Below are 21,210 nucleotides of genomic sequence, written 5' to 3' on the forward strand. Positions count from 1 at the left end.
GGAATTTAATAGAGCGGACCGATCTGGAGATCGTAGATGGGTGTGTACGATTGCTTTGATTGTGAGCTTGACTCCGAGAAGGAGATTCCCAATATAAAGATCATTGCGCAAAGCACGTCTCAGCTGGGCATCGACCTGCTGCTCTCGGGTGAGACGGGGACGGGCAAGGATACCCTGGCCCAGCGGATCCACGGGCTTTCCGGCCGTAGCGGTCCCTTTGTGGCGATGAACTGCGCGGCGATTCCCGAATCCCTCGCCGAGAGCGAATTGTTCGGGGTGGTCAGCGGCGCCTTTACCGGGGCCAGCCGGTCGCGCATGGGCTACATCGAGGCGGCCCAGGGCGGCACGCTCTATCTCGACGAGATCGACAGCATGCCGTTGAGCCTGCAGGCCAAGCTGCTGCGTGTGCTTGAGGTACGGGCCATCGAGCGCCTGGGGTCGACCACCGTGATTCCTCTGGACCTGTGCGTGATCGCCTCGGCGCAGCGGCCCCTGGGGAAGATGGTCGAGGACGGGCTGTTTCGTCGTGACCTGTATTTTCGCCTCAATGTCCTGACCATCCAGTTGCCGGCATTGCGTGAGCGTCGCGAGCAGATCATCCCGCTGTTTTCCAAGTTCGTCAGTGCCGCCACCCGCGATCTCGGGCGGGGCCAGAAACCGTTGAACGCCTCGCTGGCGCAGATGCTGCTCAGCCATTCCTGGCCGGGCAATATCCGTGAGCTGAAGTCGGCGGCCAAGCGCTTTGTGCTGGGGTTCCCGCTGCTGGGCGGCGATGCGCCGGACGATGTCGAGGGGCAGACCCTCAAGGCGCAGATGCGGGTGATCGAACGCACGCTGATCCAGGAGGCGCTCAAGCGCCACGGCCAGTCCGTCGATGCGGTCAGCATGGAGCTGGGCGTGCCGCGGCGGACCCTGTACCACCGGATCAAGACCCTGGATATTTTCCTGAAGAACGATGGCCTGGAAAAAAAGATGGAACTCAAATCGCTGGGGGTTCCACTCATGGATATCCCGCACTGACGTGGGTGAACAATCAGGAGTTGTAGAAGATTATGAAACTTCCAGGTATCGGCGGTATGGTGAATTCGGCGGTCAATGGTTTCAACTCTGTGAAGGAAACCGCCAACTCTATCCAGGGTAACGCGCAAAACCAGTCAGCGGCGGCGGATTTGTCCGGTGGCGGCAAGGCCGCCGACGCACAGATGAAGATGATGCAGATGCAGGACGAGCAGTCCGCGCGCAATATCATGTTGCAAGGCCAGGCCGCGATGCAGACCGAGCAGCGCAACACTCTGCAGGCCATCAGCTCCGCTCAGACCGACGCCGCGAACAAGGAAATCTCGAACGTGGCGCAAACCGCCAAGGGCATCAGCTATTAATCATCCCCCGGCCCCCTGATTGTTCAGGGGGCATTGTGATCGTTAGCGAGATTCTTCCATGTTAAATTCTGTTTCCAGCTCTGCCGGTGCATTCGGGCGGATAGGCACTGTCATTCCGTCAGCTTCAACTTCGGACGCTTCCGGTTCGCCCCAGACCCTCAAGGGCGTTATCGAAAAGTTAAGCAATGCCTTAATGTCAGGAGGCCATCTTTCCACCGATTCGCCGTTGGGGAAAATGGTTGAACAGCAACTAAAGAAAGATAATCCGCTGGCGGCATTAACGGGCAATAGCGATAGCGGTGCAGTTAAAAAAGCATTGGGCGAAGTTATCAAGGACAAGCTGGGCAGCAACTTCGGTGCTGCCGCCGACGCCGGAATCGGTGGCGGGCAGGGCGGTCCGGACCTGTTGTCGCAGGTCATGAACGGCCTGAGCAAGTCGATCCTGGATCACGCCCTGACCGACAAGGGTGACGGCTCGACCTTTTCCAACGCCGACAAACCGGTCCTGCAACAGGTCGCCGACTACATGGACAAGAACAAGGCGCTGTTCGGCGCGCCTGATTCCGGCTCATGGAGCAAGGAGCTGGACGAGGACAACTACCTCGACAAGGGCGAAACGGCGAAATTCAGGGCGGCACTCGACCAGATTTCCCAGCAGTTGGACGGGGGCGACGCTGGCGATGCCTCGACCCAGCCGGCCAATGCCGGTGGCCTGGGCAGCCCGCAGGGCTCGTCCGATGGCGGCGGTCTCGGTGGCCCGCAAGAGGATCTGTCCGGCAACGGCGGCCTCGGCACCCCACAGCAGGAGCCTGCCGACAACGGCGGCCTGGGCAGTCCCCAGCAAGCGTCGCCACGTGGTGATCTGGCCAAGGTCGTCAACAGCCTCGAAGACCAGCTGGCGAAATTGATGGGCGCGAAGAATCCGATGGATATCTTCAAGCAGGGCCTGGAGATGGGCCTGGGCCTGGCCAGTGGCTTGCAGTCCGGTGGCCTGGGGCATCATCTGCAGCAGCATGACCTGCAGAACTCCGCTGCCCAGGCTGCGCAAAACATCCTCGACGTGATGACCAGCAGCCTGGGCTGATGCCCGGTTCGCTGTGGCGTTATTCCACCATTCGACACTGTCTGCCGGAGAAGTCCCGTGAGCCTAGCCCCCATCCACTCCTTCAAGGGTTTGCCCGTCGACCATGAGCAGGGGCTGGTTTCCGGGCCCGCGCAGGCGGATGTCGACCTGTTCAACAACGCCATGCGCCAGGACCACGGGGTCTCCGGACACCTGGCCGACGGCATGGTCAATGCCATTTCCGACCGCCTGCAGTCCCAGGGACGTCTGTCCGAGCAGGCCATGCGGGCGATGAAGGTCGCCGCCGGTTCGGCCGATCCGATGGACGTGGTCAAGATGAGCCGCTCCCTGTCCCAGTACTCCCTGCAGATGGCGATGACCACCAAGGTGGTGAGCAAGGGTGCCCAGGCACTCGACAAGCTCACCAACCTGCAATAGGACCGCGTGTGAGATCGCTCTGGCCGCTCCTGCTGTTGTGCCTGTCGCTGCTCGCCGGCTGCAGCGATGAAAGCAAGCTCTTCGGTGGCCTGTCCGAGCAGGATGCCAACGAAGTGATCGCGCAACTGGCCGACCAGCATATCGAGGCGCACAAACAGGCGGAGAAGGTCGGCGTGACGGTGATCGTCTCCAGTCACGACATCAATCGCGCGGTGCGTGTCCTCGACGCGGCGGGCCTGCCGCGGCGCACCCGCACCAGCCTGGGGGAAATCTTCAAGAAGGAAGGGGTGATCTCCACGCCGCTTGAAGAACGGGCACGCTACATCTACGCCTTGTCCCAGGAGCTGGAGTCGACCCTGTCGCAGATCGACGGGGTGGTCGTGGCCCGGGTGCATGTGGTGCTGCCCGAACGCATCGCGCCGGGCGAACCGGTGCAGCCGGCCTCGGCGGCGGTGTTTATCAAGCACACCTCGGCGCTGGACCCGGACAGTGTGCGCGGGCGTATCCAGCAGATGGTCGCCAGCAGTATTCCAGGGATGTCCCAGGAAACCCTGAACTCGAAGAAATTCGCCATCGTCTTCGTACCGGCGGTGGAGTTCGAAGACAAACAGAAACTGGTGGCGTTCGGGCCGTTCCTGGTGGACAGCCGCGACCAGGGCTTCTGGAACTCGGCGCTGCTCGCGGCAGTGGCCGGCGTCTTGCTGTTGCTGCTGCTGATCGTCCTGATCCTGCGGGCCGACTGGCGCCAGGCGCTGCTGGGGCGCTTGCTTCCCGGTCGGCGCAACGCTTCCCGCTACCCGGCGCGGCTGTGAACGAACTCGACTGGGTGAACTGGTGGTGTTGCACCTGGCGCTGGGCCCATCCCGACTGGCGCCTGCGACTCCTCGCAACGCGCGGACTGGATGCCGGCCACGCCGCGGCCCTGGCCGGCAGCCGACACGGTGAACTGCTGGAGGCGCTGGGGGTGATGCCCAGCCAGCCGCCGCCTGTCGATGCCGATGTCGCGCTGTGGTTGTCCCTGACCGCCGAGCAGCGCGAGCAGGCGCTGTTGCTCGCCCGGTCGATCTGCTGCGCGCCGCTCCCGCACCAGCCCACGGTTCCCGAACGCCACGGGCAATGGTGCCGCAGCCTGGCGAAAGCCCTGCGTCCTGGCCTGTGGCTCGATCAGCCGACGGTGGACGCACGGGTGTTGCTGGCCAGCTGGCTGGGCGCGCCGTTCTGGTCACGCCTGCGCCTGGCCTGGGCGCCGGATGAGCGGCTGGAGCCGCTGGCGGATCTGCCACGGCAGAAACTCGATACCCTCTGGCGCGCCATACTCTGGCGGGTCGGAACCCCATGAGCCGCCCCTGGAGCCCGTTATCGTGCTGAGTCTCAGACGCTTGTCCCTCGGCGCCTCGGCGCTGCCACACTCGCCCATCGTGCGCCTGGAACAACTGGCCCAGGCGCAGGAAGCCACGGATGTCCTGGCGGCGGCCCGGGCAGAGGCCGAGCGTTTGCTGGCGGACGCCCGTGAACAATGCCAGCGCTATCTTGACCAGGCCCTCGGCCAGTTCTGGGAACAGGCCAATGATTTTCTCCAGGCTCTCGACAGCGAGCGCGAAGCCCTGCACCAGGAAGTGCTGGTGTCGGCCGAGAGCGTGCTGGTCGCCGCCATGACCCGCCTGTTCGGCGAAACCGGTCCCGCCGAGCGGGTCCGCGCCCTGGTCGGCCACCTCGCGGGCAGTCAGCGCCAGGCGGTGAGTGCGGTGCTCAGTTGTTCCCCGGGGCTGTTCGACGAGGTCCAGGCATGGTTGGCGAGCAGTCGCTTCGCGCAGCTCTGGCAACTGCGCGAAGACGCCTTTCTCGGACCCCAGGCGCTGCGCCTGAGCAGCGACACCGGGACCTTCGAACTGGATTGGGAAGGCCTGGTGCGTTGCCTGTCGCTGCGCGGTGAATGACAGCGGGTGCGCCTGGCGGTCATCGGCCGTGGAAAAAGTGGAACCCACTGGCGGCTTTGCTCCACTCACAGGCATCACCTCGCTGGAGCGACCTCGATGATCAGTTTCAAAGCCTTGCAACATCGCCTCGATCACTCGTTTACCCACAACCAGACCGGCACCGATGACGCCGCCATGGCCGCCGCCGAAAGCGGTTCGGTGGAGGACATGATGGCGTTTACCGATGCGGCGCAGAAAATGGCCACCGCCACTTCGGTGATGAGCGAAGGGCTGCGCGCCCAACATGGCCTGACAAAGTCGATCATCGATGGAATTCAGTGATTTCACGGCGATCGTCGTCCAGTGGTGCGAGCAGTCTTCCGGCACCCCGCTGGACTGCTGGATCGATGATGCGAACGCCCGGCTCGTCGCCATCGAAGGCGGCGTGCGCTGCAGTATCGATGTGCTGGATCCCTATGATGCGGCCGACCCGGAACGGGTGACGGCACTCCTGAACCAGGGCGCGGCCAGCGTGGCCTGCCACTGCGAGGGCGCATTGGCCATTGATCCCGACAGCCATTGCCTGGTCCTGGTCAGTTGGCAGCCGCGGCCGTGTCCGCCGCAACGCCTGCTCGAACGCCTGGAGAACCTGGCCAACCAACGGGCGGCGATGCTCAGCCTGTTGCGCACCACCCTCGACAGCCTGGCGGCCAGCGCCTCCGGGCGTCCGACCCTTCACAGCTGGCAGCCGGGAGTCTGAAATGCGCAAGGTTGCCTGGTGGTTACCGTGGTTGTTGATGTGGGCCGGTGCCCCGGCCCTGGCGGTGGTTCCGCCGGCGTGGAAGCACACGGCGTATGCCTATGACGCCAAGCAGGCCGATGTGGCGACGACCCTGGAGGACTTTGCCCGGGAATTCGGCATCGGCCTGGAAATGGGCCCGCTGGACGGCGTGGTCGACGGTCGTATCCGCGCCGCCAGTCCCCAGGCCTTTCTCGATCGGCTGGGGCAGGAGCATCACTTCCAGTGGTTCGTGTACAACGAAACGCTGTATGTCAGTCCGACCGACCAGCAGACCTCGGCCCGTATCGAGGTGTCCCAGGATGCGGCGGATGACCTCAAGAGCGCACTGACCGATGTCGGCCTGCTCGATCCGCGTTTCGGCTGGGGCGCCTTGCCCGACGAGGGCGTGGTGCTGGTCAGCGGACCGCCGCGCTACGTCGAGATGATTCGCGAGTACAGCCGCAAGGTCGACACCCCGGACGAAAAACAGGATGTGGTGGTGCTGCCGCTGCGTTACGCCAACGCCGCCGACCGTACCATCCGCTACCGCGACCAGCAACTGACGGTGGCCGGCGTGGCGACCATTCTCCAGGACCTGCTGGAAAGTCGTGCACGGGGAGACACGGTGAACGCCGCCAACCTGTTGCAGGGTGCGGGCCTGGGCGGCGGCCAGGGCAGCAATCCCTACGGTGCCTCGTCGACCCTGCTCGGCGGCCTGGATAACGACAGCCTCCAGCAAGGCCTGGACCGGGTCCTGGCCAACACCACCGCTGGCGCCAAGAACAGCCATGGCGGCACGCCCGGCGGCAGCAAGTCGCGGATCCGCGTCAGCGCCGATGTGCGCAACAACGCCGTGCTGATCTATGACCTGCCCAAGCGCAAGGCCTTGTACCAGGAGCTGGTCAAGCAGCTCGATCAGCCGCGCAACCTGATCGAGATCGATGCGGTGATCCTCGACATCAACCGCGACGACCTGGCCGAACTCTCCAGCAGCTGGAACGTCTGGGCCGGCGGTACCAATGTCAGCGGCTCGCTGCTCGATTCGGGGGCGACCCTGTCGGCGGAAAACTCCGGGCGGTTCGCCCTGGCGGTGCATGCGCTGGAGGCCAGGGGCGCCGCGACCGTGGTGGGCAACCCGTCGATCCTGACCCTGGAAAACCAGCCGGCGGTCATCGACTTCAGCCGCACCGAGTACATCACCGCCACCGGTGAGCGGGTCGCCGATATCCAGCCGATTACCGCCGGCACCAGCCTGCAGGTGATCCCGCGCTCGCTGAACGGCAATGGCAAGTCGCAGGTGCAGTTGATCCTCGATATCGAGGACGGGCAGATCGACCAGTCGGTGCTCAATGTCACCCAGCCCAGCGTGCGCAAGGGCAATGTCAGCACCCAGGCGATCGTTGCCGAGCGTGGTTCGCTGGTGGTCGGCGGGTTTCACGGCCTGGAGTCCAACGACAAGATCAGCCGGATTCCCTGGCTCAGCGATATCCCGGTGATCGGCAAGGTGCTGTTCACCTCCACCAGCCATCGCACCACCAAGCGCGAGCGGTTGTTCATTCTCACACCGCGGCTGATCGGCGACCAGGTCGACCCGGCGCGGTATGTCGAGAACGGCAACCCCGACGATATCGACGCCGCCGGCCAGCGCATCGACAAGCGCCGCAGCGAGGCGCAGCCGACGCGGATCCAGGTGCAGAACACCTTTACCCAGTTGCTCGACGGCCTGCAGCCGAGCGGTTTCAGCAGCGGCGGCGCCTTGCCGTTCGTGCCGGACAGTCTCTGCGATTCCGGCGGTGGCCTGGTCATCGACCGCCAGCGAGCCCAGTGGTACGGCCACAAGACCTGGGGCGTGGCGGTGGTGGTGGCGCGCAATACCGGGACCCAGCCGGTGCGTGTCGACGAGAGCGGCTGTGGCGGGCGCTGGGTGCTCGGGGTTGCGGCCTGGCCCCATGCCTGGTTGCAACCGGGAGAGGAAAGCGAAGTGTTCATCGCCCTGCGCCAGCCCAGGGCCGCCCAGGGCAATGCCCAGGCCCGCGCTTCACTGCTCAAGGGAGCGAAACCATGAACAAGTTGATCTGTCTCGCGCTGGCGGGACTGGGGGTCATGCTGGCCGGCTGCAGTACCGCGCCGCCGCCGGTGGGTTGTACGGGCCTGGCGTGCAGCCGGCCGGATTCCACCGATCGCAGCCTGGTGATCTGGTGGCCCGAGGAGATGCGCCACGGTCTGGAAGGCCCCGAACGAGTACTCGATTTTACAGTCGTGCCATTGAAGGACTAAGCGTCATGATTCGCGTTTCCGGTAAGGCGGCGTTTTACGAGCGGGTAGCAGCAGAGCAGGATGCGATCTGGCCTCTGGTCAGTGGGGTGTCCTTCCTCAGTCGACGTGAGCATCACGACTGGGGGATTGCCCTGCATATCGAGAAGCGTGCGCTGAAACCTCAACAACTGCGTGAAACCCTCGAGCGGCGTTTCACCCAATCCCATCGCTTCCCCGATTACTTCCTGTTCCTCGATCCCCAGCGCAACTTTGTCGTCTGGCACGCGGTGCCGGGCGGTGGCGAGGGGAGCCCGTCACTGGATCAGATCCGCCAGCATCAACTGATGCTGGCGGGGCTTGAACACCTCAACGACTCCCCGCACTGACGCGGCCTAGACCGCGTCGTCCGCCAGGGCGGCGCGGGCGACCCGTGTGTTGCCCCTGCGGTTGACCATCCCCGCCTGAGCCTCGATCCGCGCCTGTACCGGTTCCACCGCCGTGGCGGCCGGTGGCGGGGCGTCGATGGCCTTGCGCACGCTGCCGTGGGCCTGGAATGTCTGGTTCATGGTGCGATAGGCCAGGCCCATGGCCAGGGCGGTGCCGCTGTTGCCGAGGAAGCTGGACAGGGCCGGTGTCGTCCCGCCCCGCGTCAATTCCCCCATGGCCATGTTGATGGCGCTGGCCAGCGAGGTCCAGGCCACCCGCGCCGGCGACTGATCGAACAGACGCCCATAATCCTTGAGCGGCAGGCTGGCCTCGAACTGCTGGGTGGTGCCCGCCTGCCGGGTGTCGAAATGCTTTTGCAGGTGGCCGTCGATAATTGCCGTGACGGTGTTGAACGCCGCGCGGGTGCCCGCCAGGGTCTGGATCGAGCGGGCCAGGGCGTCGCCGCGCAACGGCTGGTGGTCGGCGCCGGTCAGGGCCGGGCTCGACAGGGTCTGGCCCGGTGGCAGGGTCTTGGGGCTGATGGAGTCCTGGATAAACCCCATGGTCAGGGTCATGGTGCCGTAGGCCCAGCCCAGCAGCGCCATATTGTCTTCGTTGACGCCGTGGGTCTTGGTGTCGTCGTGCTTGCCGGTCATGCTCAGGCTGGCCTGCATGGTTTCCCGCGACAGGGCATAGATCACGTTGCGCAACTGGGTCGCCAGGATCCGCGCGCTCAAGGCGCCATCGCCCCGGGCCGCGCCAAGGGCGCCGAGGCCGAGGTAGATCGCTTCGGCGGCAATCTGGTTGCGGGTGACATTGCGCGAGTCGCGCTGCATCTGCTCGCGCCGGGCCTGCTGCTGGTCGGCACCGAGGGCGTTCCATTGCCGCTCGCTGAGGGCGAAATGCCCGCGCACGGCGACGGTGGATTCGGCGCCCAGGCGATCCAGGCGCGGCTGGCGGACATACACATGGCTGGCGACGGTGGCCAGCGAGATTGCCGCCTGCAAGGCCAGCGCACCGCCCGGACTCTTCTGCGCCAGGCCCTCGGCCAGGGCGCTGTAGGTGTGCATGAAGGCGACTTCACGGGCGTAGGTCGGCAGCCCGCAGGTGACCATCTGCTGCAGGGTCTGCCCGGCGGCGGCCAGGGTACTGCGCCCGGACGGCAGGTTGGCGGCGGTGTCGGCCCAGCTTTGCACGGCGGTGTGCCGGATGCTGTTGCCGGCGCTGACGCCACCCTGGTACATCGCCGTTCCCGCGGCATTCATGCCCTTCCACGCGGGCGCCAGGCACTGGCGATGAAACGCCTGGCCCATGCCGCTCGCCGCCTGGGCCGCACGGGCGGTGAAGCCGGGGGGCGCGACGGCCACCTGGGCGTTTTCCACGGCGCCCGGAGTACGCACAGCCAGTTCGATGGCCGCTGTCGGCGGCGTGGCGTTGACCGTGGGCGCCTGTGTTCTCAAGACCATGTCGGGTTCCTCAGCTGGGTTCTGGTGGGCGTGGTTTCGGGCGCGGAAGGCGTGGCGAAACTTTCGGCGAAGGCGGCGAAGTCCAGCAGCCAGTCGACAAAGGCCTGGGCGTCCAGGCCCTGGCTGTCCCAGCGGGCCTGCAGGCAGGCACCCTGTGGGGCAAGGGCGATGGCACAACCGGTAAGCGTCATCAGTTGCAGGTTGGCGCGCAGTGCGAGTTCGCGCTGGTCGCTGCCGTGCAGCGGGGCATCGATGGCGGTGCTGACCAGCAGGTGACGCTGGTCGCTGTCGGCAATGATTTCCAGCGCGCGACCATTGAGCCGGATCACGCCGACGGTTTCCGGCGCCGCCGGCGGCGGGGCGATGCCAAGGTGGCGCAAGACCTGTTCCAGCAGCGGGCGATGCCAGGTCTGCGCCATGGCCGCTTGCGCCTGTGCCCGGGCCGCGGGACTTGCCGCCGGTGGCGGGCCGGCCGCTGCGTTGCCGGTGGCGAGAGGCGAGCTCAAGGCCGTGGCGCCGGCAATCAGGCTTTCGCCCAGGGCCAGCAAGTGACTGAGTTCGGCGGCCAGGTAGCGGGTGTCCGAGTACGGCTGGTATTGCAGGCGCGAGACCAGTACCGCGTTGCCGTGATCATCCAGTGCGCCGGCGCAGGTGCTCATCGCACTGGTGGCGCAATTGGCCCGCAACAGCAGCTCGCTCCACAGCGCCGGCGTGCAGTCGAGGGGGCGTTGCAACCAGCCCAGTGCCAGCCATTGTGCCACCGGTTGCTGCTGCCACTGCACCAGTTGCAGGGTCAGGCCAGGCAGGGGCAATTCACCGCTGCGGGCGAAGTCGCGAGCCTGCGGATCCGCCAGCCCGAGCTGCCTCGCCGCGTTCAGGAACCAGCTCGCCGCAGCGTCTGGAATGGGGATTTGCGGGCCTTTTGCAGCGGGTGGGCGAACATGTGATTGCATGGGCTCTACCTATGGGGCTTTTGAAGCCCATTTGAGCGCAACAACATGTCAGTTTGATGAATCGGAAGGCTCTGGATCAGTCTTCTTCGAGCTGAATGATCTCGTCGGTGACTTCATCGAGCTGGCGGATCACCTGGTAGATATGAGCCACGTCGAGCAGGGTCGGACGGGGGATGTATTTGCCGGTCCTGACCTTGTACAAAGTGCGCGCCAGCCACACGCTCTGCACCACCGGAATCTTCGCGCGCCGGGCACGTTCGATCAGCGCCAGGGCGTCGGCATCCTCGCCCTTGCAGTGGATCAGCGGCAGCGGTGTCTGGCCGGGGCGGTAGTAGAGCGCCACGGCGAAGTGGGTCGGATTGACCAGCAGCATGTCCGCGTCTTCCACCGGCTTGGGCGGCGTGCGCGGTTCCTCGTTGAGCAGTTCATGGGCCAGTTGGCGGCGATGGCCCTTGACGTGCGGGTCGCCCTCGGACTCCTTGTATTCCTTCTTGATGTCCTCGTGGCTCATGCGCATTTTCTTCGCGTGGAAATACTTCTGCAGGGCGAAGTCGATCATGCCTATCGCCAGCAGCAGGCCGAGGGTGGTGCGCAGGACACTGCGCAACAGCGTCAGCAGGGCATGCCAATAGGTGTTCAGGTCCGAATCCGCCAGCAGCACCAGGGTGCCCAGCACCGGCTTGATCGAGACATAGAGGGTGGTGCCGATCGCCACCGCCTTGAGGATGCTCAGCAGCAGGTTCATCAGGTTCTGCCCGGAGAACATCTGCTTCAGGTGGCTGATGGGATTGAGCTTGCCGAAGTCGATCTTCAGGGCCTTGGGCGCGAACAGGAAACCGATCTGCACCCAGCTGCCGACCATGCGCATCAGCATCGCCAGGCCGACGCTCATCAGGATGAAGCTGATCAGCAGCCAGGTGGCCTCGCCGGTCATTTCCGTCAGGCTGCTGAGGAACGGCTGGTTGATGCGCCGCAGGGTCAGCGACATCAGGTGTTCCAGGCGCGCCACGCTGTCGTCGGCCATGCCCAGGGCGACCTCGCTGACCACCATCAGCACCAGCAGCTTGCCCAGGTCCTGGCTTTGTCCCACCTGGCCTTTTTCACGGGCGTCGCGCAGCTTCTTGGGCGTGGCCTTTTCGGTTTTTTCGCTCATGGCACCTGCACCAGCAGGCCGAGCAGATGCTTGAGGTCCAGCAGTTGCCGCAACTGGCCGTTGCCCAGTTCCAGCAGGGTCGGCAGGTAGATCAGCAGGAACGCCAGGCCGGCCATGCTCTTGGCCGGCATCGCCAGGACCGAGACGTTCAGTTGCTGGGCGTAGAGACCGATGATGGCGAATGCCACTTCGATCAACAGCAGCAGGCCGATAAAGGGCGCGGCATAAAGCAGCGCGTGTTGCAGGGTCTGGTTGAGTTGGCCGAGAAAGACGTCCAGGCCGCCGACATTCAGCCCCGGCACCCAGACGGTGGGCGGCCAGACTTCATAGCTGTCCCAGATCACCTGGGTGATCAACGACAGCCCGCCGCTGAGGATCACCAGCATGATCAGCGCCTCCTGGAACAACTCGCCCAGGGGCGTCGCGTCCGGCCCGAGGGACGGGTTGAGCTGGCCGCCGCTGAGGGCGCCGCGCTGGCTGTCGAGCAAGGCGCCGACGGTGGCGAACATCCAGAACGGCGCGTACAGCAACAGGCCCAGGAGAATGCCCAGTACCGATTCCTTCAGGAGCAGCCCGGCGATGGTGAACCAGGCGTCGTTTTCCAGGGCCAGGGCGCGACCGATGCTCGGCGCCGGGATCAGCGCCAGGGCGCAGGTCACGCCATAGCGCAGCGGGCCCTTGAGGTGCTTGAAGCAAAAGGCCGGGACCAGGATCAGGCAGGGCAGGATCCGCGCCATGGCCAGGCCCATGCCGAGCATCAGCTCGAAGGCGCTCTCGGCGTTGAACGGCATCAATGGGCACCACCGGTGCGCGCGATCAGGTCGAAGGACAGGTTGATGAACTGGATCAGTTCGACCCCGATCCAGCGGCCGGTCGCGGCCAGGGTCAGGCCGACGGCGGCGAGCTTGATGCCGAACGGCAGCGTCTGGTCCTGGATCTGCATCAACGCTTGCAAGAGTGAGGTGATCACCCCCACCAGGACCGCCACGCCGAGGGGCGGCGCGGTAAGGATCACCACCAGGAACATGCCTTGCTTGAACAGTGCCAACGCTTCCACGGCAGGTCTCACAGATAGGAATAGAAAAGGCTGTCGAGCAGGCGCGACCAGCCCTGGACCAGCACGAACAGCAACAGCTTGAGGGGCAGCGAGATGGTCATCGGCGAGACCATCTGCATGCCCAGGGCCAGCAGCAGGTTGGAGACGATCAGGTCGATGACGATAAACGGGATGTAGATCAGGAACCCGATCTGGAACCCGGCCTGCAGCTCCGACAGCACGAACGCCGGGATCGCCAGCAGCAGGTCGCTGCTGCTGGCCTTCTCGGCCATCTCGGCGGGCCACATGCGGTGGGTGTTTTCCAGCAGGTGGGCCTGCACGTCGGGATCGGTGTTGCGGGTCATGAAGCGCTCGATCGGTTCCATGACGGTGTTGGCGCTGAATTGCAGTTTTTCCGTGCTGCCGATTTCCAGCGGGTTGTCGTGGACCCGTTGCTGGATCTGATGGGCCACCGGCGCCATGACGAACATCGTCGCGGCCAGGGCAATGCCGTACATCGCCATGTTCGGCGGTACCTGCTGCACACCGATGGCGTTGCGGGTGATCAGCAGCACCATGGAAATCTTCAGGAACGCGGTGCAGACGATCAGGAACAGCGGGATCAGGGACAACGCGCCGAGAAACAGCGCGAGCATGATCGGGTTCATGCCATCCAGGATCATCGGTCGAATACCATCCGGGTGATCTGCAGGCCGAGCCGACCTTCCACGTCCACCAGCTCGCCGTGGGCCACCACGCGCTCGCCATGGCACAGGGTCGCCTCGCCGGGGACCACGCCGGTGACTTCCAGCACCACCCCCGGCGCCAGGCGCTGGAGGGCGTACAGGGGCAGGCTGATGCTGCCGCTGCGGATGGTCAGGTCCAGGTTCAGGCCAGCCAGGGGCGATGGCGGCTGTTCGGGTTGCTGCTCCAGCCCCAGTTCCTGTGTCGGGGGCGGTGCCTCGTCCTGGTCGTCCGGTGCCACCGGCACGTCTTCGTACAGTGCATCATTGTCCATCGTGCGGGGTTTCCTCATGGTTGAGCTGTACAAGCAGCGTGTCGTTGGCGACGCCGGTGGCGACGCGCCAGGTCCGGGCGGCGAGGTGCAGCACGCCTTGCCCGGCGCAATCGAAGTAGGCGCGGCCGGGCAGCAGCACATCGCCGGGGCGCAGCGAGCGCAGTTCGTTCAGGGTCAGGCTCAGCTCGCCGAGGACCAGCGGCGCGGGCAGCGGCCAATCCTCGGGCAAGGGTTGTTCGAGGGCCTGCCAGGGCAGGGCGTCCAGCAGGTGGATCAGGGTCTGCGCATCGCAACTCAGGCGTGCCTGCACCGACTCGTCGGCGCAGTGCACCACGAGTCGGCAGGCGATGTGTCCGGCGCGCTCGTCATCCGCCGGTAGCCGCGGTTCCAGGGGCGCCAGCAAGGCGGCCAGCGGTGGGCTCAGTTGCTGGTTCAGGTATTGCCAGTACCAGGCCTGCAACGGTCCGCCGGTCACCACGGGCACTTCGCCGAACAGGCTCAGCACGGCGTCGGCGTCGGTCAGGTGCAAGCGGCCCCGGGCGCTGTCGAGGGTGGTCCAGGTGCGCTCGTCGGGGCTGGGCTGATCGGCCGCGAGCAACGGGCTCAGGCTCAGCCGGGCCACAGCGCCACGCAGCGGATATTCCAGCCAGCGGCCACGGCCGAGCAGGCGGCTGGCGCTGGCCAGTGTCCGCGACACCGGGCGCAATGCCAGGGGCGTCATGCTGTTCCGGTTCCGTGCAGGGACAGGTTCACTTCCCGGCCCAGGGCCTGGCTGAAGGCATCCTCGCAGGCCTGCCGATTGTTGCTCAGGCGATTGAGCACGTCGGCGCGTTCAAAGCCCAGGTCGATGGTCCACTGGTTGTCCCGTCTGCCGGCACGGACCTGGACCTTGCCCAGGTTGGGCATCAGCAAGGTGGCGCTGAAAGGCCGGTCGCCGCGGGCCGGCAGTTGCAGAGCCAGTTCGTCGATCAACTGCGTGGGAATGGCCTCGGCGGCCTGGAACAGGCTGAAACCCGAGCCGCCGTGCTGCTCAGATTGGTCGCCCTGGTCGCTGGCGGACGGCGCCAGCAGTTGCTCGAAGAACAGGCCGTCGGCGATCATCTCGCCGCTGTCGCGACTGGCACCGAACGCGCCCCCGGACTGGCGTGCGCGCTCGGTCTCGGCGCGGCGCGGAAAGGCCGGCGAAGGCAGGCGGTTCTCGGCCTGCGGGGCTCGTGCGGCAGGAGCCGGCCGGTGCGCCGGGTGCGGGGGCGCGGGCTTGATCGGAGTGGTCATCGCGGAGTCATTCCTCATTCAGGTTCTCGCTCATGCAGGCGAGTTTTTCCACGGCGCGCTGACGGGCCCTGGCTTCCATCCGGGCCTGCTCCAAGCGCTGCTGGTGCTGCTCGATCTGCTGGCGCAACTGCCTGACGTCCTGCTGGATAAAGGCCAGTCGGTCGAGCATGCGCCGCTCTTTTTCATGCCAGCGCTCGACCTCGTTCAACTCCAGGGTCTGTTGCAGGTGCGCCTGGGACAGCTGCCGACGGCGAACCCGCTGGTTGTCGCGCTCCTGGAGCCAGGACTGCTCGCTGTGCAGGAGCTGCTGGCGCAGTGTTTCCAGCTCCTGCTGCAAGCGGCGCTGGGCGCGCTCGGCGCTGGCCTGGCGGTGCTGGCGCAACGGCGTGAGGATCTGGATCACCTGGGCCATGGCGACGTGGTTGGGGTCGGCTTCGAGTTCTTCGTCCATGGTCACTCGGGCAACTGCGAGGTCAGGCGGGTGAGCAGGTCCATCGTGGTTTCCAGCGGCACCGGCTCACGCAGGTCCTGGCGCAGGAAATCATTGATGGCGTCGTTGAGCTGCACCGCGCAATCGGTGACCGGATCGGCGCCGGGCTGGTATTCGCCCAGGCGCAGGAGCATCTCCACCTGGCGATAGGCGGCCATCAGCCGACGCAGGCGGTTGTTGGCCTGCTGGTGCGCGCGGCCGGTGACGTTGCTGAGGATCCGGCTGATGCTGGCGGGCACGTCGATGGCCGGGTAGTGCCCGCGCTCGGCGAGTTTGCGCGACAGCACGATATGACCGTCGAGCAGCGAGCGGACCTCGTCGGCCACCGGGTCGTTCATCGAGTCCTGTTCGATCAGTACGGTGTAGAGGGCGGTGATCGAGCCGTTCTCGCTCATGCCCGCGCGCTCCACCAGGCGTGGCAGCAGGGTGTAGACCGAAGGGGGCAGGCCGCCACGACCGAGCGGCTCGCCGGCGGCAATGCCGATTTCGCGCTGGGCGCGGGCGAAACGGGTCAGCGAGTCGATCAGCAGCAGCACCTTCAGGCCGCGCTGCCGGTAGGCCTCGGCAATGGCCGTGGCGGTAAACGCCGCGCGGGCGCGCTCCATGCTCGAACGATCGGAGGTGGCGCAGACCAGCACCGAGCGCCGGCGCAGGGTGTCATCCAGTTCGTGGTCGAGGAACTCGCGCAACTCCCGGCCACGCTCGCCGATCAGGCCGAAGACGATCACATCGCAGGCCATGTTGCGGGCCATTTCCGCGAGCAGGGTGGTCTTGCCGCAACCGGCCCCGGCAAACAGGCCGACCCGCTGGCCTTCGCCGAGCAGGATCGCGCTGTCGATGGCGCGGATGCCGGTGGGCAGTGCGGCGGTGATCCGCGGACGCTGGGTCGGCGGCAGCGCATCGGCGATCACCGGCATGGTTTCGCGGGTGTCATAGGGGCCGGCGAAAGCGCCTTCGCCATCGCCCAGCAGTGGCCGACCGAAACCGTCGAGGACACAACCGAGCAGGCTGTCGTCGACGCCGATCCGGTGGGCCATGCCCAGGGGCCGGATCTGCGCCCCGACCTGGATGCCATCGGGCGTGCCCAGGGCGCTGAGCAGGGTGCACTGGGTGGTGAAGCCGACGATCTCGGCCAGCATGCTGCTGCCGTCGGCCTTGCTCACTTCGCACAGGTCGCCGATCTTCGCCGCGGGAATCTGGCATTCCAGCAGGATGCCGTTGACCGCCGAGACCCGCCCGCTGACCTGCACCGCCGACAGTTGCGTCAGGCGGCGGGTCTGCTCGCGGGTCCACTGGGCGAGGGCGGCACTCACCAGCGCACCTCGTAATGCTGGTCGCCTTCGAATTCGATGCGCTGGTCGTCGATGCGGGTCAGGCGCAGCCCGTTGAGTTCGTCACCGACATACAGACGGTGGCCGTCATCGGTGACCAGGTGACCATTGGCGCCGGAAATCACCTGGACGATGACGAAAGGCAGGCCGCTGCTGACCGGGACCACGCTGTCGACAATAGGCACGGCCGATTCATAGCGTTCGTGGAAACGCTGGAGCATCCGCTGATAGACCGACAGGGCATCGCCCTTGAGGCCGCCTGCGAGGGTCAGGCCGTCGACGCTGTCTTCGATGCGCACGTCGGTCAGCAGGCGATCGCTGAGCAGGGTATTGAGCAGGCGACGGGTGTCTTCGCGGCTGGCCAGGCGGGTCTTGCCCGGAGCCGGTGGTTCGACGTGCGCAGCCTTCGCCGGGCTGGCAATGGGCGGCGCCGGTGGTGCGGTCGGCTGGCTGACGCTGCTGCGGTTCCAGACCCAGGCGCCGCCGAGCAGGCTCAACAGCACGCCGACCAGCAGGGCATTGCGCCGGCTGAACCAGCCCGCGCGGGCACTGACTTTCTCCAGCGGCGCGGAGGCGGCGAACTCATCGGCCCGGGGGTCGAAGGCCGCCGGGCGGGAAGCGTTGTCATGGGCCACCGGCACCAGCGGCCAGGCGTCTTCGGCGGGTGCAAGGCACAGCCAGACATTGCCCAGGGCAAAGGTCTGGTTCGGCGTCAGTTCGGTGAGGCTGTGGGCGTGGCCCTCATCGTCGTTGATCAGGCTGTCTTCGGCGCTCAGGGTCCAGCCATCGGCACTGCGTGTCAGCCGGCAATGCCGGGCCGCCACGCCGGGATCGTAGAGGGCCAGGTCGTGATCGGCGTCGGCACCGATCAACCACTGCTCGCCCACCAGCGGCAACGCGGCGCCCTGGTGCAGGCCGTTCAATACCCGCAGTTCGTACATCATGCGGGGCTCCCTGCAGTATCAGGCCGCATACTCGTCCTCCAGCGGTTGCATATCGTCTTCCAGGTCGAAGCGACCCAGGACCTTGACTTCGGCGGCGTTGCTGATTTCGGCGAACGACAGCACGGGCACGTGGTGGAACTCGTCCTGCAACAGGGTGCGCAACGGGCTGCGCAGGTCCTGGGCCACCAGCAGCACGGCGCGCTCGCTGGTGCGCAGGGGGAAGGCGATGCGCAGTTGCTGCACCAGCAACAGGCTGGTCTCGCTGCTCAAGGCAAAGAAAGTCTCGGTCTGGGTCTGGCGCAGGCCGTCGCGCAGGATGCCTTCGCTTTCCGGGGTCAGCAGCCACACCAGCAGGCCGGCGGGGCTGCTGTACTGGTTGTAGATCAGCGACTTCAAGGCGATGCGCACGTAGTCGGTGAGAGCGGTGATATCCCGTTCGTGCTGGCCGTGTTCGATCAGGGTTTCGGCGATGACGCGGATCGCCCGTAGCGGCACGCACTCCGAGGCCAGGCGTTGCAGCACGGCGGAGAACCGCGCCAGCGGCAGGACCCGCTGCATCTCCTGGGCCAGCTCGGGTTGCTCGGACTCCAGCCAGCCGAGGATCGCCTTGGTCTCCTGCAAGCCGATGAACTGCGGACCGCAGGCCTGCAAGGCCCGCTCCATGCGTTCGACGATCAGGGTGCTGGCGCTGACGGTTTCCAGCCGTTCGGCTTGCAGCTGCGGCGCATCGGCCGGCATCCACACCCACTGGTTTTCCTGGCGGTCGAGGCTGCCGGCCACCGCCTGTTCGACCTGGCTCGCATCGAGCACCTGGGCGTCGACCGCGACGTGGGTCTGGTTGAAGGTGGCCTTGAGCAGCGGTACTTCGTAGACCGAAAAACGAAACTCGTCGGGCTCCAGGTGCTCGGCGGTCTCGATGATGAAGGACGGCAGCGTCAGGCCGTACTGCACCACCAGGCGGTTGCGCCGCTGGCGGATCTCGCTGACCAGTTCCTCGATCTGCGCCGCGTTCTGTTGCGGGTGGAACTGCAACAGGAACTGGCGGCTGGGGATAAAGGTGCGCAGGTCTTCCTTGCCGTTGTTTTCCGGCGCGACGAAGATCGGCTGGGCCTGGGGCGCCTTGGGCCTGGCCCGTTGCAGTTGCAGCATGCCGCCGCAGCCGCAGATCAGGGCAATGATGACAAACACCGCGGTGGGCATGCCGGGCAGGGCGGCGAAGCCGAGCATCGCCACCGAGGCGATGATCCAGGCCTTGGGCTGGCTGGTGATCTGCTCGGCGATCTCGCGGCCGATATTGGCTTCCACGCCCGGCGTGTCGTTGTTGGAGACGCGGGTGATGATCATCCCCGACGTCACCGAAATCAGCAGCGCCGGGATCTGTGCGATCAGGCCGTCACCGATGGTCAGCACGGTGTACAGCTGCACCGCGTCGCCGGCGCTCATGCCATGCTGGACCACGCCGATGGCGATGCCGCCGATCATGTTGATCGCGACGATGATCAGGCTGGCGATGGCGTCGCCGTTGACGAATTTCATCGCGCCGTCCATGGCCCCGAACAACTGGCTTTCCTTGCCCAGTTCGGAGCGTCGGCGGCGGGCTTCGTGGACGCTGATCAGGTTGGCGCGCAGGTCGCTGTCGATGGACATCTGCTTGCCGGGCATGGCGTCGAGGGTGAACCGCGCGCCGACTTCGGCGACCCGCTCGGAGCCCTTGGTGATCACCAGGAAGTTCACCACCGTGAGGATCATGAAGATCACCATGCCGACCGCCAGGTTGCCGCCGACGACGAACTGGCCGAAGGCTTCGACGATGTGCCCGGCATCCTGGTTCAGCAGGATCAGGCGCGTGGTGGAGATCGACAGCGCCAGGCGGAACATCGTGGTGATCAGCAGCACCGAGGGAAAGGTCGAGAACGCCAGGGGGCGCGGCAGGTGCATCGCCAGCATGATCAGCAGGCAGGAAATACAGATGTTGATCGCGATCAGCACATCCACCAGGCCGGTCGGCAACGGCGTGATCATCATGAAGACGATGGCGAGCACGACGAACGCGCCGACGATTTCCGAACGGCGCATGGCCGCCAGGGCGACCTGGTTGAGCAGGTTGATCAGGTGATCCATCAGGCGCTTTTTCCCTTGGGCAGGCTCTGTTCCTGGCGGGTCAGCTCGGCCATCAGCAACAGCAGGTTGCCGAGGGCGTTCTGGCGCGCCTTGAGGTCACGCCAGAGCAGGATCGGCAACTGTTGCAGCATCGGTCGCAGGCCATTGAGAAAGGCCAGCTGGTGCCGGAGTTTGGGGCCGCCGATGTACTGGGTCAGTTGCAGGGTTTCCTGCAGGTTCATGCCCTTGCCCGAGAGGGTCAGCAAGTGCTTGAGAAAGGACGGCGCGCTCAGTTGCAGGGTCGGGTTCTTGCCGCGCATGCGCCCCAGCAGGTGTTCGCTGTTCTGCAGCAGGGTGGCGACATGGCGCGCGGTGTTCAGGCCGTGCATGAGGTTGCGCAGTTGCTGCTGGGTGCTGGACGGGCTCAGGGCCGCGAGGTCGTCGGCGATGGCGCCGCGCAGGTCGCGCAGGGTCGGTTCGAATTGACGCTCGCCTTCCTCCAGGCCCAGCAGGGTGTCGATCAGGCTGGAGATGGTCTGCTGGCCGACCACCCCGGAGTAGTACAGGTCGCGCAGGTTCTGCCGACGTCGCGGGTTCAGGGTGGAACGGGCGAAGGCCCGCGCGGTGTTCATGCCGGCCTGGGCACGGCTGCCATGTTCGCGGCGCAGCAATTTGAGCTGCTGGCTCAGCACCACGTGCTCGTTGTCGTCGCCTTCGTCCTGGGCCTGCCGGGCGGCGGCCTGGAGCGTCACATGGGCCTTGGCCGCGTCGCCACCGCTGAATGCAAGAACTTGCGCGAGGGTCGCGGCCTGGTTTTTCAACTGCCGCCGCAGCGCCCGGGCCGCCTCGTCGAGGCCCTTGTCCTGGGTGCCCATCAGCAACTGATACAGCTCGCCGAGCTTGACCGCCTTGGATTGCAGGGCGGTGCTGCTGGCCATCAGGTCGCGCTGGCTCAGGCTGAGGCTCTGCTGCACCAGGGCCGAGGCGAAGCGGGTGACCTGCTGGGCCGAGTTGTCCTGGTGGGGCGTGCTCTGCGCGATCAGCGCCGCCGGCTTGGCCGGGGCGTTGATAACCGGTGGCTGGACAGGCGATAGGGTCGGAGCGGCGATCTTCATGGCGCATGACTTCGAGGGGCGATAACCCATGAGTGGTCAGGTGCGCCATCCGGTTCCATCGAGCCCTTCG

26 protein-coding genes are annotated in these 21,210 nt (G+C 65.9%); 12 read left to right on the forward strand and 14 right to left on the reverse strand.

Annotated features, from left to right (window positions below; all coding sequences use genetic code 11):
- Nucleotides 1-36 precede the first annotated feature (36 nt).
- The 12 genes from HX881_RS23645 (at nt 37) to HX881_RS23700 (ending at nt 8,219) form a co-directional block, all read left to right on the forward strand.
- On the forward strand, nt 37-1,020 hold the full coding sequence (locus HX881_RS23645) for a sigma-54-dependent Fis family transcriptional regulator (RefSeq protein ID WP_017126697.1): 984 nt from the start codon (nt 37-39) through the stop codon (nt 1,018-1,020).
- A 32-nt stretch (nt 1,021-1,052) separates the two neighbouring features.
- Nucleotides 1,053-1,379 (forward strand): type III secretion system major pilin HrpA, encoded by a 327-nt coding sequence (locus HX881_RS23650; protein WP_017126698.1) that lies wholly within the window; start codon nt 1,053-1,055, stop codon nt 1,377-1,379.
- A 58-nt stretch (nt 1,380-1,437) separates the two neighbouring features.
- The gene (locus HX881_RS23655; RefSeq protein WP_083875355.1) at nt 1,438-2,463 is read left to right on the forward strand and encodes a hypothetical protein; all 1,026 of its coding nucleotides are present in this window, start codon (nt 1,438-1,440) and stop codon (nt 2,461-2,463) included.
- Nucleotides 2,464-2,625: 162 nt separating this feature from the next.
- A complete protein-coding gene (sctI, locus tag HX881_RS23660) occupies nt 2,626-2,880 on the forward strand; it encodes a type III secretion system inner rod subunit SctI (protein ID WP_244861881.1) in 255 nt (84 codons plus the stop codon).
- 8 nt (nt 2,881-2,888) lie between these two features.
- Complete coding sequence (gene sctJ / locus HX881_RS23665) at nt 2,889-3,692, forward strand: type III secretion system inner membrane ring lipoprotein SctJ (protein WP_042935514.1); 804 nt, start codon at nt 2,889-2,891, stop codon at nt 3,690-3,692.
- A complete protein-coding gene (locus tag HX881_RS23670) occupies nt 3,689-4,219 on the forward strand; it encodes a type III secretion protein (protein WP_177086931.1) in 531 nt (176 codons plus the stop codon). The genes sctJ and HX881_RS23670 overlap by 4 nt, the downstream gene beginning before the upstream one ends.
- A gap of 22 nt (nt 4,220-4,241) precedes the next feature.
- Nucleotides 4,242-4,817 carry a type III secretion system stator protein SctL gene (gene sctL / locus HX881_RS23675; protein ID WP_244861811.1) on the forward strand — a complete coding sequence of 192 codons (576 nt, stop codon included), beginning with the start codon at nt 4,242-4,244 and terminating at the stop codon, nt 4,815-4,817.
- 96 nt (nt 4,818-4,913) lie between these two features.
- On the forward strand, nt 4,914-5,138 hold the full coding sequence (locus tag HX881_RS23680; protein WP_017126704.1) for a hypothetical protein: 225 nt from the start codon (nt 4,914-4,916) through the stop codon (nt 5,136-5,138).
- The gene (locus HX881_RS23685) at nt 5,125-5,556 is read left to right on the forward strand and encodes a hypothetical protein (protein WP_017126705.1); all 432 of its coding nucleotides are present in this window, start codon (nt 5,125-5,127) and stop codon (nt 5,554-5,556) included. Before HX881_RS23680 ends, HX881_RS23685 begins: the two co-directional genes overlap by 14 nt.
- Nucleotide 5,557: 1 nt before the next feature.
- Nucleotides 5,558-7,642 carry a type III secretion system outer membrane ring subunit SctC gene (gene sctC, locus HX881_RS23690; protein WP_103032836.1) on the forward strand — a complete coding sequence of 695 codons (2,085 nt, stop codon included), beginning with the start codon at nt 5,558-5,560 and terminating at the stop codon, nt 7,640-7,642.
- Nucleotides 7,639-7,854 (forward strand): HrpT family type III secretion system protein, encoded by a 216-nt coding sequence (gene hrpT, locus HX881_RS23695; protein WP_017126707.1) that lies wholly within the window; start codon nt 7,639-7,641, stop codon nt 7,852-7,854. Before sctC ends, hrpT begins: the two co-directional genes overlap by 4 nt.
- A gap of 5 nt (nt 7,855-7,859) precedes the next feature.
- Complete coding sequence (locus HX881_RS23700) at nt 7,860-8,219, forward strand: type III secretion protein HrpV (protein ID WP_177086935.1); 360 nt, start codon at nt 7,860-7,862, stop codon at nt 8,217-8,219.
- A gap of 6 nt (nt 8,220-8,225) precedes the next feature.
- Here HX881_RS23700 and HX881_RS23705 read toward each other — a convergent pair whose 3' ends face one another.
- From HX881_RS23705 to sctW, 14 genes are all read right to left on the reverse strand, one after another.
- Nucleotides 8,226-9,725: a hypothetical protein gene (locus HX881_RS23705; RefSeq protein ID WP_017126709.1), complete on the reverse strand. Its 1,500-nt coding sequence runs from the start codon at nt 9,723-9,725 to the stop codon at nt 8,226-8,228.
- The gene (locus HX881_RS23710; protein ID WP_177086937.1) at nt 9,716-10,678 is read right to left on the reverse strand and encodes a type III secretion system chaperone; all 963 of its coding nucleotides are present in this window, start codon (nt 10,676-10,678) and stop codon (nt 9,716-9,718) included. The genes HX881_RS23705 and HX881_RS23710 overlap by 10 nt, the downstream gene beginning before the upstream one ends.
- A 76-nt stretch (nt 10,679-10,754) precedes the next feature.
- The gene (sctU, locus tag HX881_RS23715) at nt 10,755-11,831 is read right to left on the reverse strand and encodes a type III secretion system export apparatus subunit SctU (protein WP_017126711.1); all 1,077 of its coding nucleotides are present in this window, start codon (nt 11,829-11,831) and stop codon (nt 10,755-10,757) included.
- Nucleotides 11,828-12,622 carry a type III secretion system export apparatus subunit SctT gene (gene sctT / locus HX881_RS23720; protein WP_017126712.1) on the reverse strand — a complete coding sequence of 265 codons (795 nt, stop codon included), beginning with the start codon at nt 12,620-12,622 and terminating at the stop codon, nt 11,828-11,830. The genes sctU and sctT overlap by 4 nt, the downstream gene beginning before the upstream one ends.
- Nucleotides 12,622-12,888 carry a type III secretion system export apparatus subunit SctS gene (gene sctS / locus HX881_RS23725; RefSeq protein WP_017126713.1) on the reverse strand — a complete coding sequence of 89 codons (267 nt, stop codon included), beginning with the start codon at nt 12,886-12,888 and terminating at the stop codon, nt 12,622-12,624. The genes sctT and sctS overlap by 1 nt, the downstream gene beginning before the upstream one ends.
- Before the next feature lie 8 nt (nt 12,889-12,896).
- Nucleotides 12,897-13,550 carry a type III secretion system export apparatus subunit SctR gene (gene sctR / locus HX881_RS23730; protein WP_017126714.1) on the reverse strand — a complete coding sequence of 218 codons (654 nt, stop codon included), beginning with the start codon at nt 13,548-13,550 and terminating at the stop codon, nt 12,897-12,899.
- Nucleotides 13,547-13,885, reverse strand: a complete 339-nt coding sequence (locus HX881_RS23735) for a FliM/FliN family flagellar motor switch protein (RefSeq protein ID WP_177086939.1) — start codon at nt 13,883-13,885, stop codon at nt 13,547-13,549. The genes sctR and HX881_RS23735 overlap by 4 nt, the downstream gene beginning before the upstream one ends.
- Nucleotides 13,875-14,606: a type III secretion system protein gene (locus tag HX881_RS23740; RefSeq protein ID WP_177086941.1), complete on the reverse strand. Its 732-nt coding sequence runs from the start codon at nt 14,604-14,606 to the stop codon at nt 13,875-13,877. Before HX881_RS23740 ends, HX881_RS23735 begins: the two co-directional genes overlap by 11 nt.
- Nucleotides 14,603-15,160, reverse strand: coding sequence for a type III secretion system HrpP C-terminal domain-containing protein (locus HX881_RS23745; RefSeq protein ID WP_246356568.1), 558 nt, complete (start codon nt 15,158-15,160; stop codon nt 14,603-14,605). Before HX881_RS23745 ends, HX881_RS23740 begins: the two co-directional genes overlap by 4 nt.
- Before the next feature lie 7 nt (nt 15,161-15,167).
- Nucleotides 15,168-15,611: a type III secretion protein gene (locus tag HX881_RS23750; protein ID WP_177086943.1), complete on the reverse strand. Its 444-nt coding sequence runs from the start codon at nt 15,609-15,611 to the stop codon at nt 15,168-15,170.
- 2 nt (nt 15,612-15,613) lie between these two features.
- Entirely contained in the window at nt 15,614-16,963 is a 1,350-nt protein-coding gene (locus HX881_RS23755) for a FliI/YscN family ATPase (protein ID WP_017126719.1), read from the reverse strand.
- Nucleotides 16,960-17,922 (reverse strand): FHA domain-containing protein, encoded by a 963-nt coding sequence (locus HX881_RS23760; protein ID WP_177087007.1) that lies wholly within the window; start codon nt 17,920-17,922, stop codon nt 16,960-16,962. Before HX881_RS23760 ends, HX881_RS23755 begins: the two co-directional genes overlap by 4 nt.
- Before the next feature lie 21 nt (nt 17,923-17,943).
- Nucleotides 17,944-20,046 carry a type III secretion system export apparatus subunit SctV gene (gene sctV, locus HX881_RS23765; protein WP_177086945.1) on the reverse strand — a complete coding sequence of 701 codons (2,103 nt, stop codon included), beginning with the start codon at nt 20,044-20,046 and terminating at the stop codon, nt 17,944-17,946.
- Entirely contained in the window at nt 20,046-21,140 is a 1,095-nt protein-coding gene (sctW, locus tag HX881_RS23770; RefSeq protein ID WP_177086947.1) for a type III secretion system gatekeeper subunit SctW, read from the reverse strand. Before sctW ends, sctV begins: the two co-directional genes overlap by 1 nt.
- Nucleotides 21,141-21,210: the final 70 nt, after the last annotated feature.

Origin of the sequence: Pseudomonas gingeri (genome assembly GCF_013386115.1) — a bacterium.
GTDB lineage: Bacteria > Pseudomonadota > Gammaproteobacteria > Pseudomonadales > Pseudomonadaceae > Aquipseudomonas > Aquipseudomonas gingeri.

Excerpts from the sequence above, each read along its gene's own strand:
- HX881_RS23645 (WP_017126697.1), top strand. The coding sequence starts at position 37 with ATGGGTGTGTACGATTGCTTTGATTGTGAGCTTGACTCCGAGAAGGAG.
- HX881_RS23650 (WP_017126698.1), top strand. The coding sequence starts at position 1,053 with ATGAAACTTCCAGGTATCGGCGGTATGGTGAATTCGGCGGTCAATGGT.
- HX881_RS23655 (WP_083875355.1), top strand. The coding sequence starts at position 1,438 with ATGTTAAATTCTGTTTCCAGCTCTGCCGGTGCATTCGGGCGGATAGGC.
- sctI (WP_244861881.1), top strand. The coding sequence starts at position 2,626 with ATGCGCCAGGACCACGGGGTCTCCGGACACCTGGCCGACGGCATGGTC.
- HX881_RS23680 (WP_017126704.1), top strand. The coding sequence starts at position 4,914 with ATGATCAGTTTCAAAGCCTTGCAACATCGCCTCGATCACTCGTTTACC.
- HX881_RS23685 (WP_017126705.1), top strand. The coding sequence starts at position 5,125 with ATGGAATTCAGTGATTTCACGGCGATCGTCGTCCAGTGGTGCGAGCAG.
- sctC (WP_103032836.1), top strand. The coding sequence starts at position 5,558 with ATGCGCAAGGTTGCCTGGTGGTTACCGTGGTTGTTGATGTGGGCCGGT.
- hrpT (WP_017126707.1), top strand. The coding sequence starts at position 7,639 with ATGAACAAGTTGATCTGTCTCGCGCTGGCGGGACTGGGGGTCATGCTG.
- HX881_RS23700 (WP_177086935.1), top strand. The coding sequence starts at position 7,860 with ATGATTCGCGTTTCCGGTAAGGCGGCGTTTTACGAGCGGGTAGCAGCA.
- HX881_RS23705 (WP_017126709.1), bottom strand. The coding sequence starts at position 9,725 with ATGGTCTTGAGAACACAGGCGCCCACGGTCAACGCCACGCCGCCGACA.
- HX881_RS23710 (WP_177086937.1), bottom strand. The coding sequence starts at position 10,678 with ATGCAATCACATGTTCGCCCACCCGCTGCAAAAGGCCCGCAAATCCCC.
- sctU (WP_017126711.1), bottom strand. The coding sequence starts at position 11,831 with ATGAGCGAAAAAACCGAAAAGGCCACGCCCAAGAAGCTGCGCGACGCC.
- sctT (WP_017126712.1), bottom strand. The coding sequence starts at position 12,622 with ATGCCGTTCAACGCCGAGAGCGCCTTCGAGCTGATGCTCGGCATGGGC.
- sctR (WP_017126714.1), bottom strand. The coding sequence starts at position 13,550 with ATGATCCTGGATGGCATGAACCCGATCATGCTCGCGCTGTTTCTCGGC.
- HX881_RS23735 (WP_177086939.1), bottom strand. The coding sequence starts at position 13,885 with ATGGACAATGATGCACTGTACGAAGACGTGCCGGTGGCACCGGACGAC.
- HX881_RS23740 (WP_177086941.1), bottom strand. The coding sequence starts at position 14,606 with ATGACGCCCCTGGCATTGCGCCCGGTGTCGCGGACACTGGCCAGCGCC.
- HX881_RS23745 (WP_246356568.1), bottom strand. The coding sequence starts at position 15,160 with ATGACCACTCCGATCAAGCCCGCGCCCCCGCACCCGGCGCACCGGCCG.
- HX881_RS23750 (WP_177086943.1), bottom strand. The coding sequence starts at position 15,611 with ATGGACGAAGAACTCGAAGCCGACCCCAACCACGTCGCCATGGCCCAG.
- HX881_RS23760 (WP_177087007.1), bottom strand. The coding sequence starts at position 17,922 with ATGTACGAACTGCGGGTATTGAACGGCCTGCACCAGGGCGCCGCGTTG.
- sctV (WP_177086945.1), bottom strand. The coding sequence starts at position 20,046 with ATGGATCACCTGATCAACCTGCTCAACCAGGTCGCCCTGGCGGCCATG.
- sctW (WP_177086947.1), bottom strand. The coding sequence starts at position 21,140 with ATGAAGATCGCCGCTCCGACCCTATCGCCTGTCCAGCCACCGGTTATC.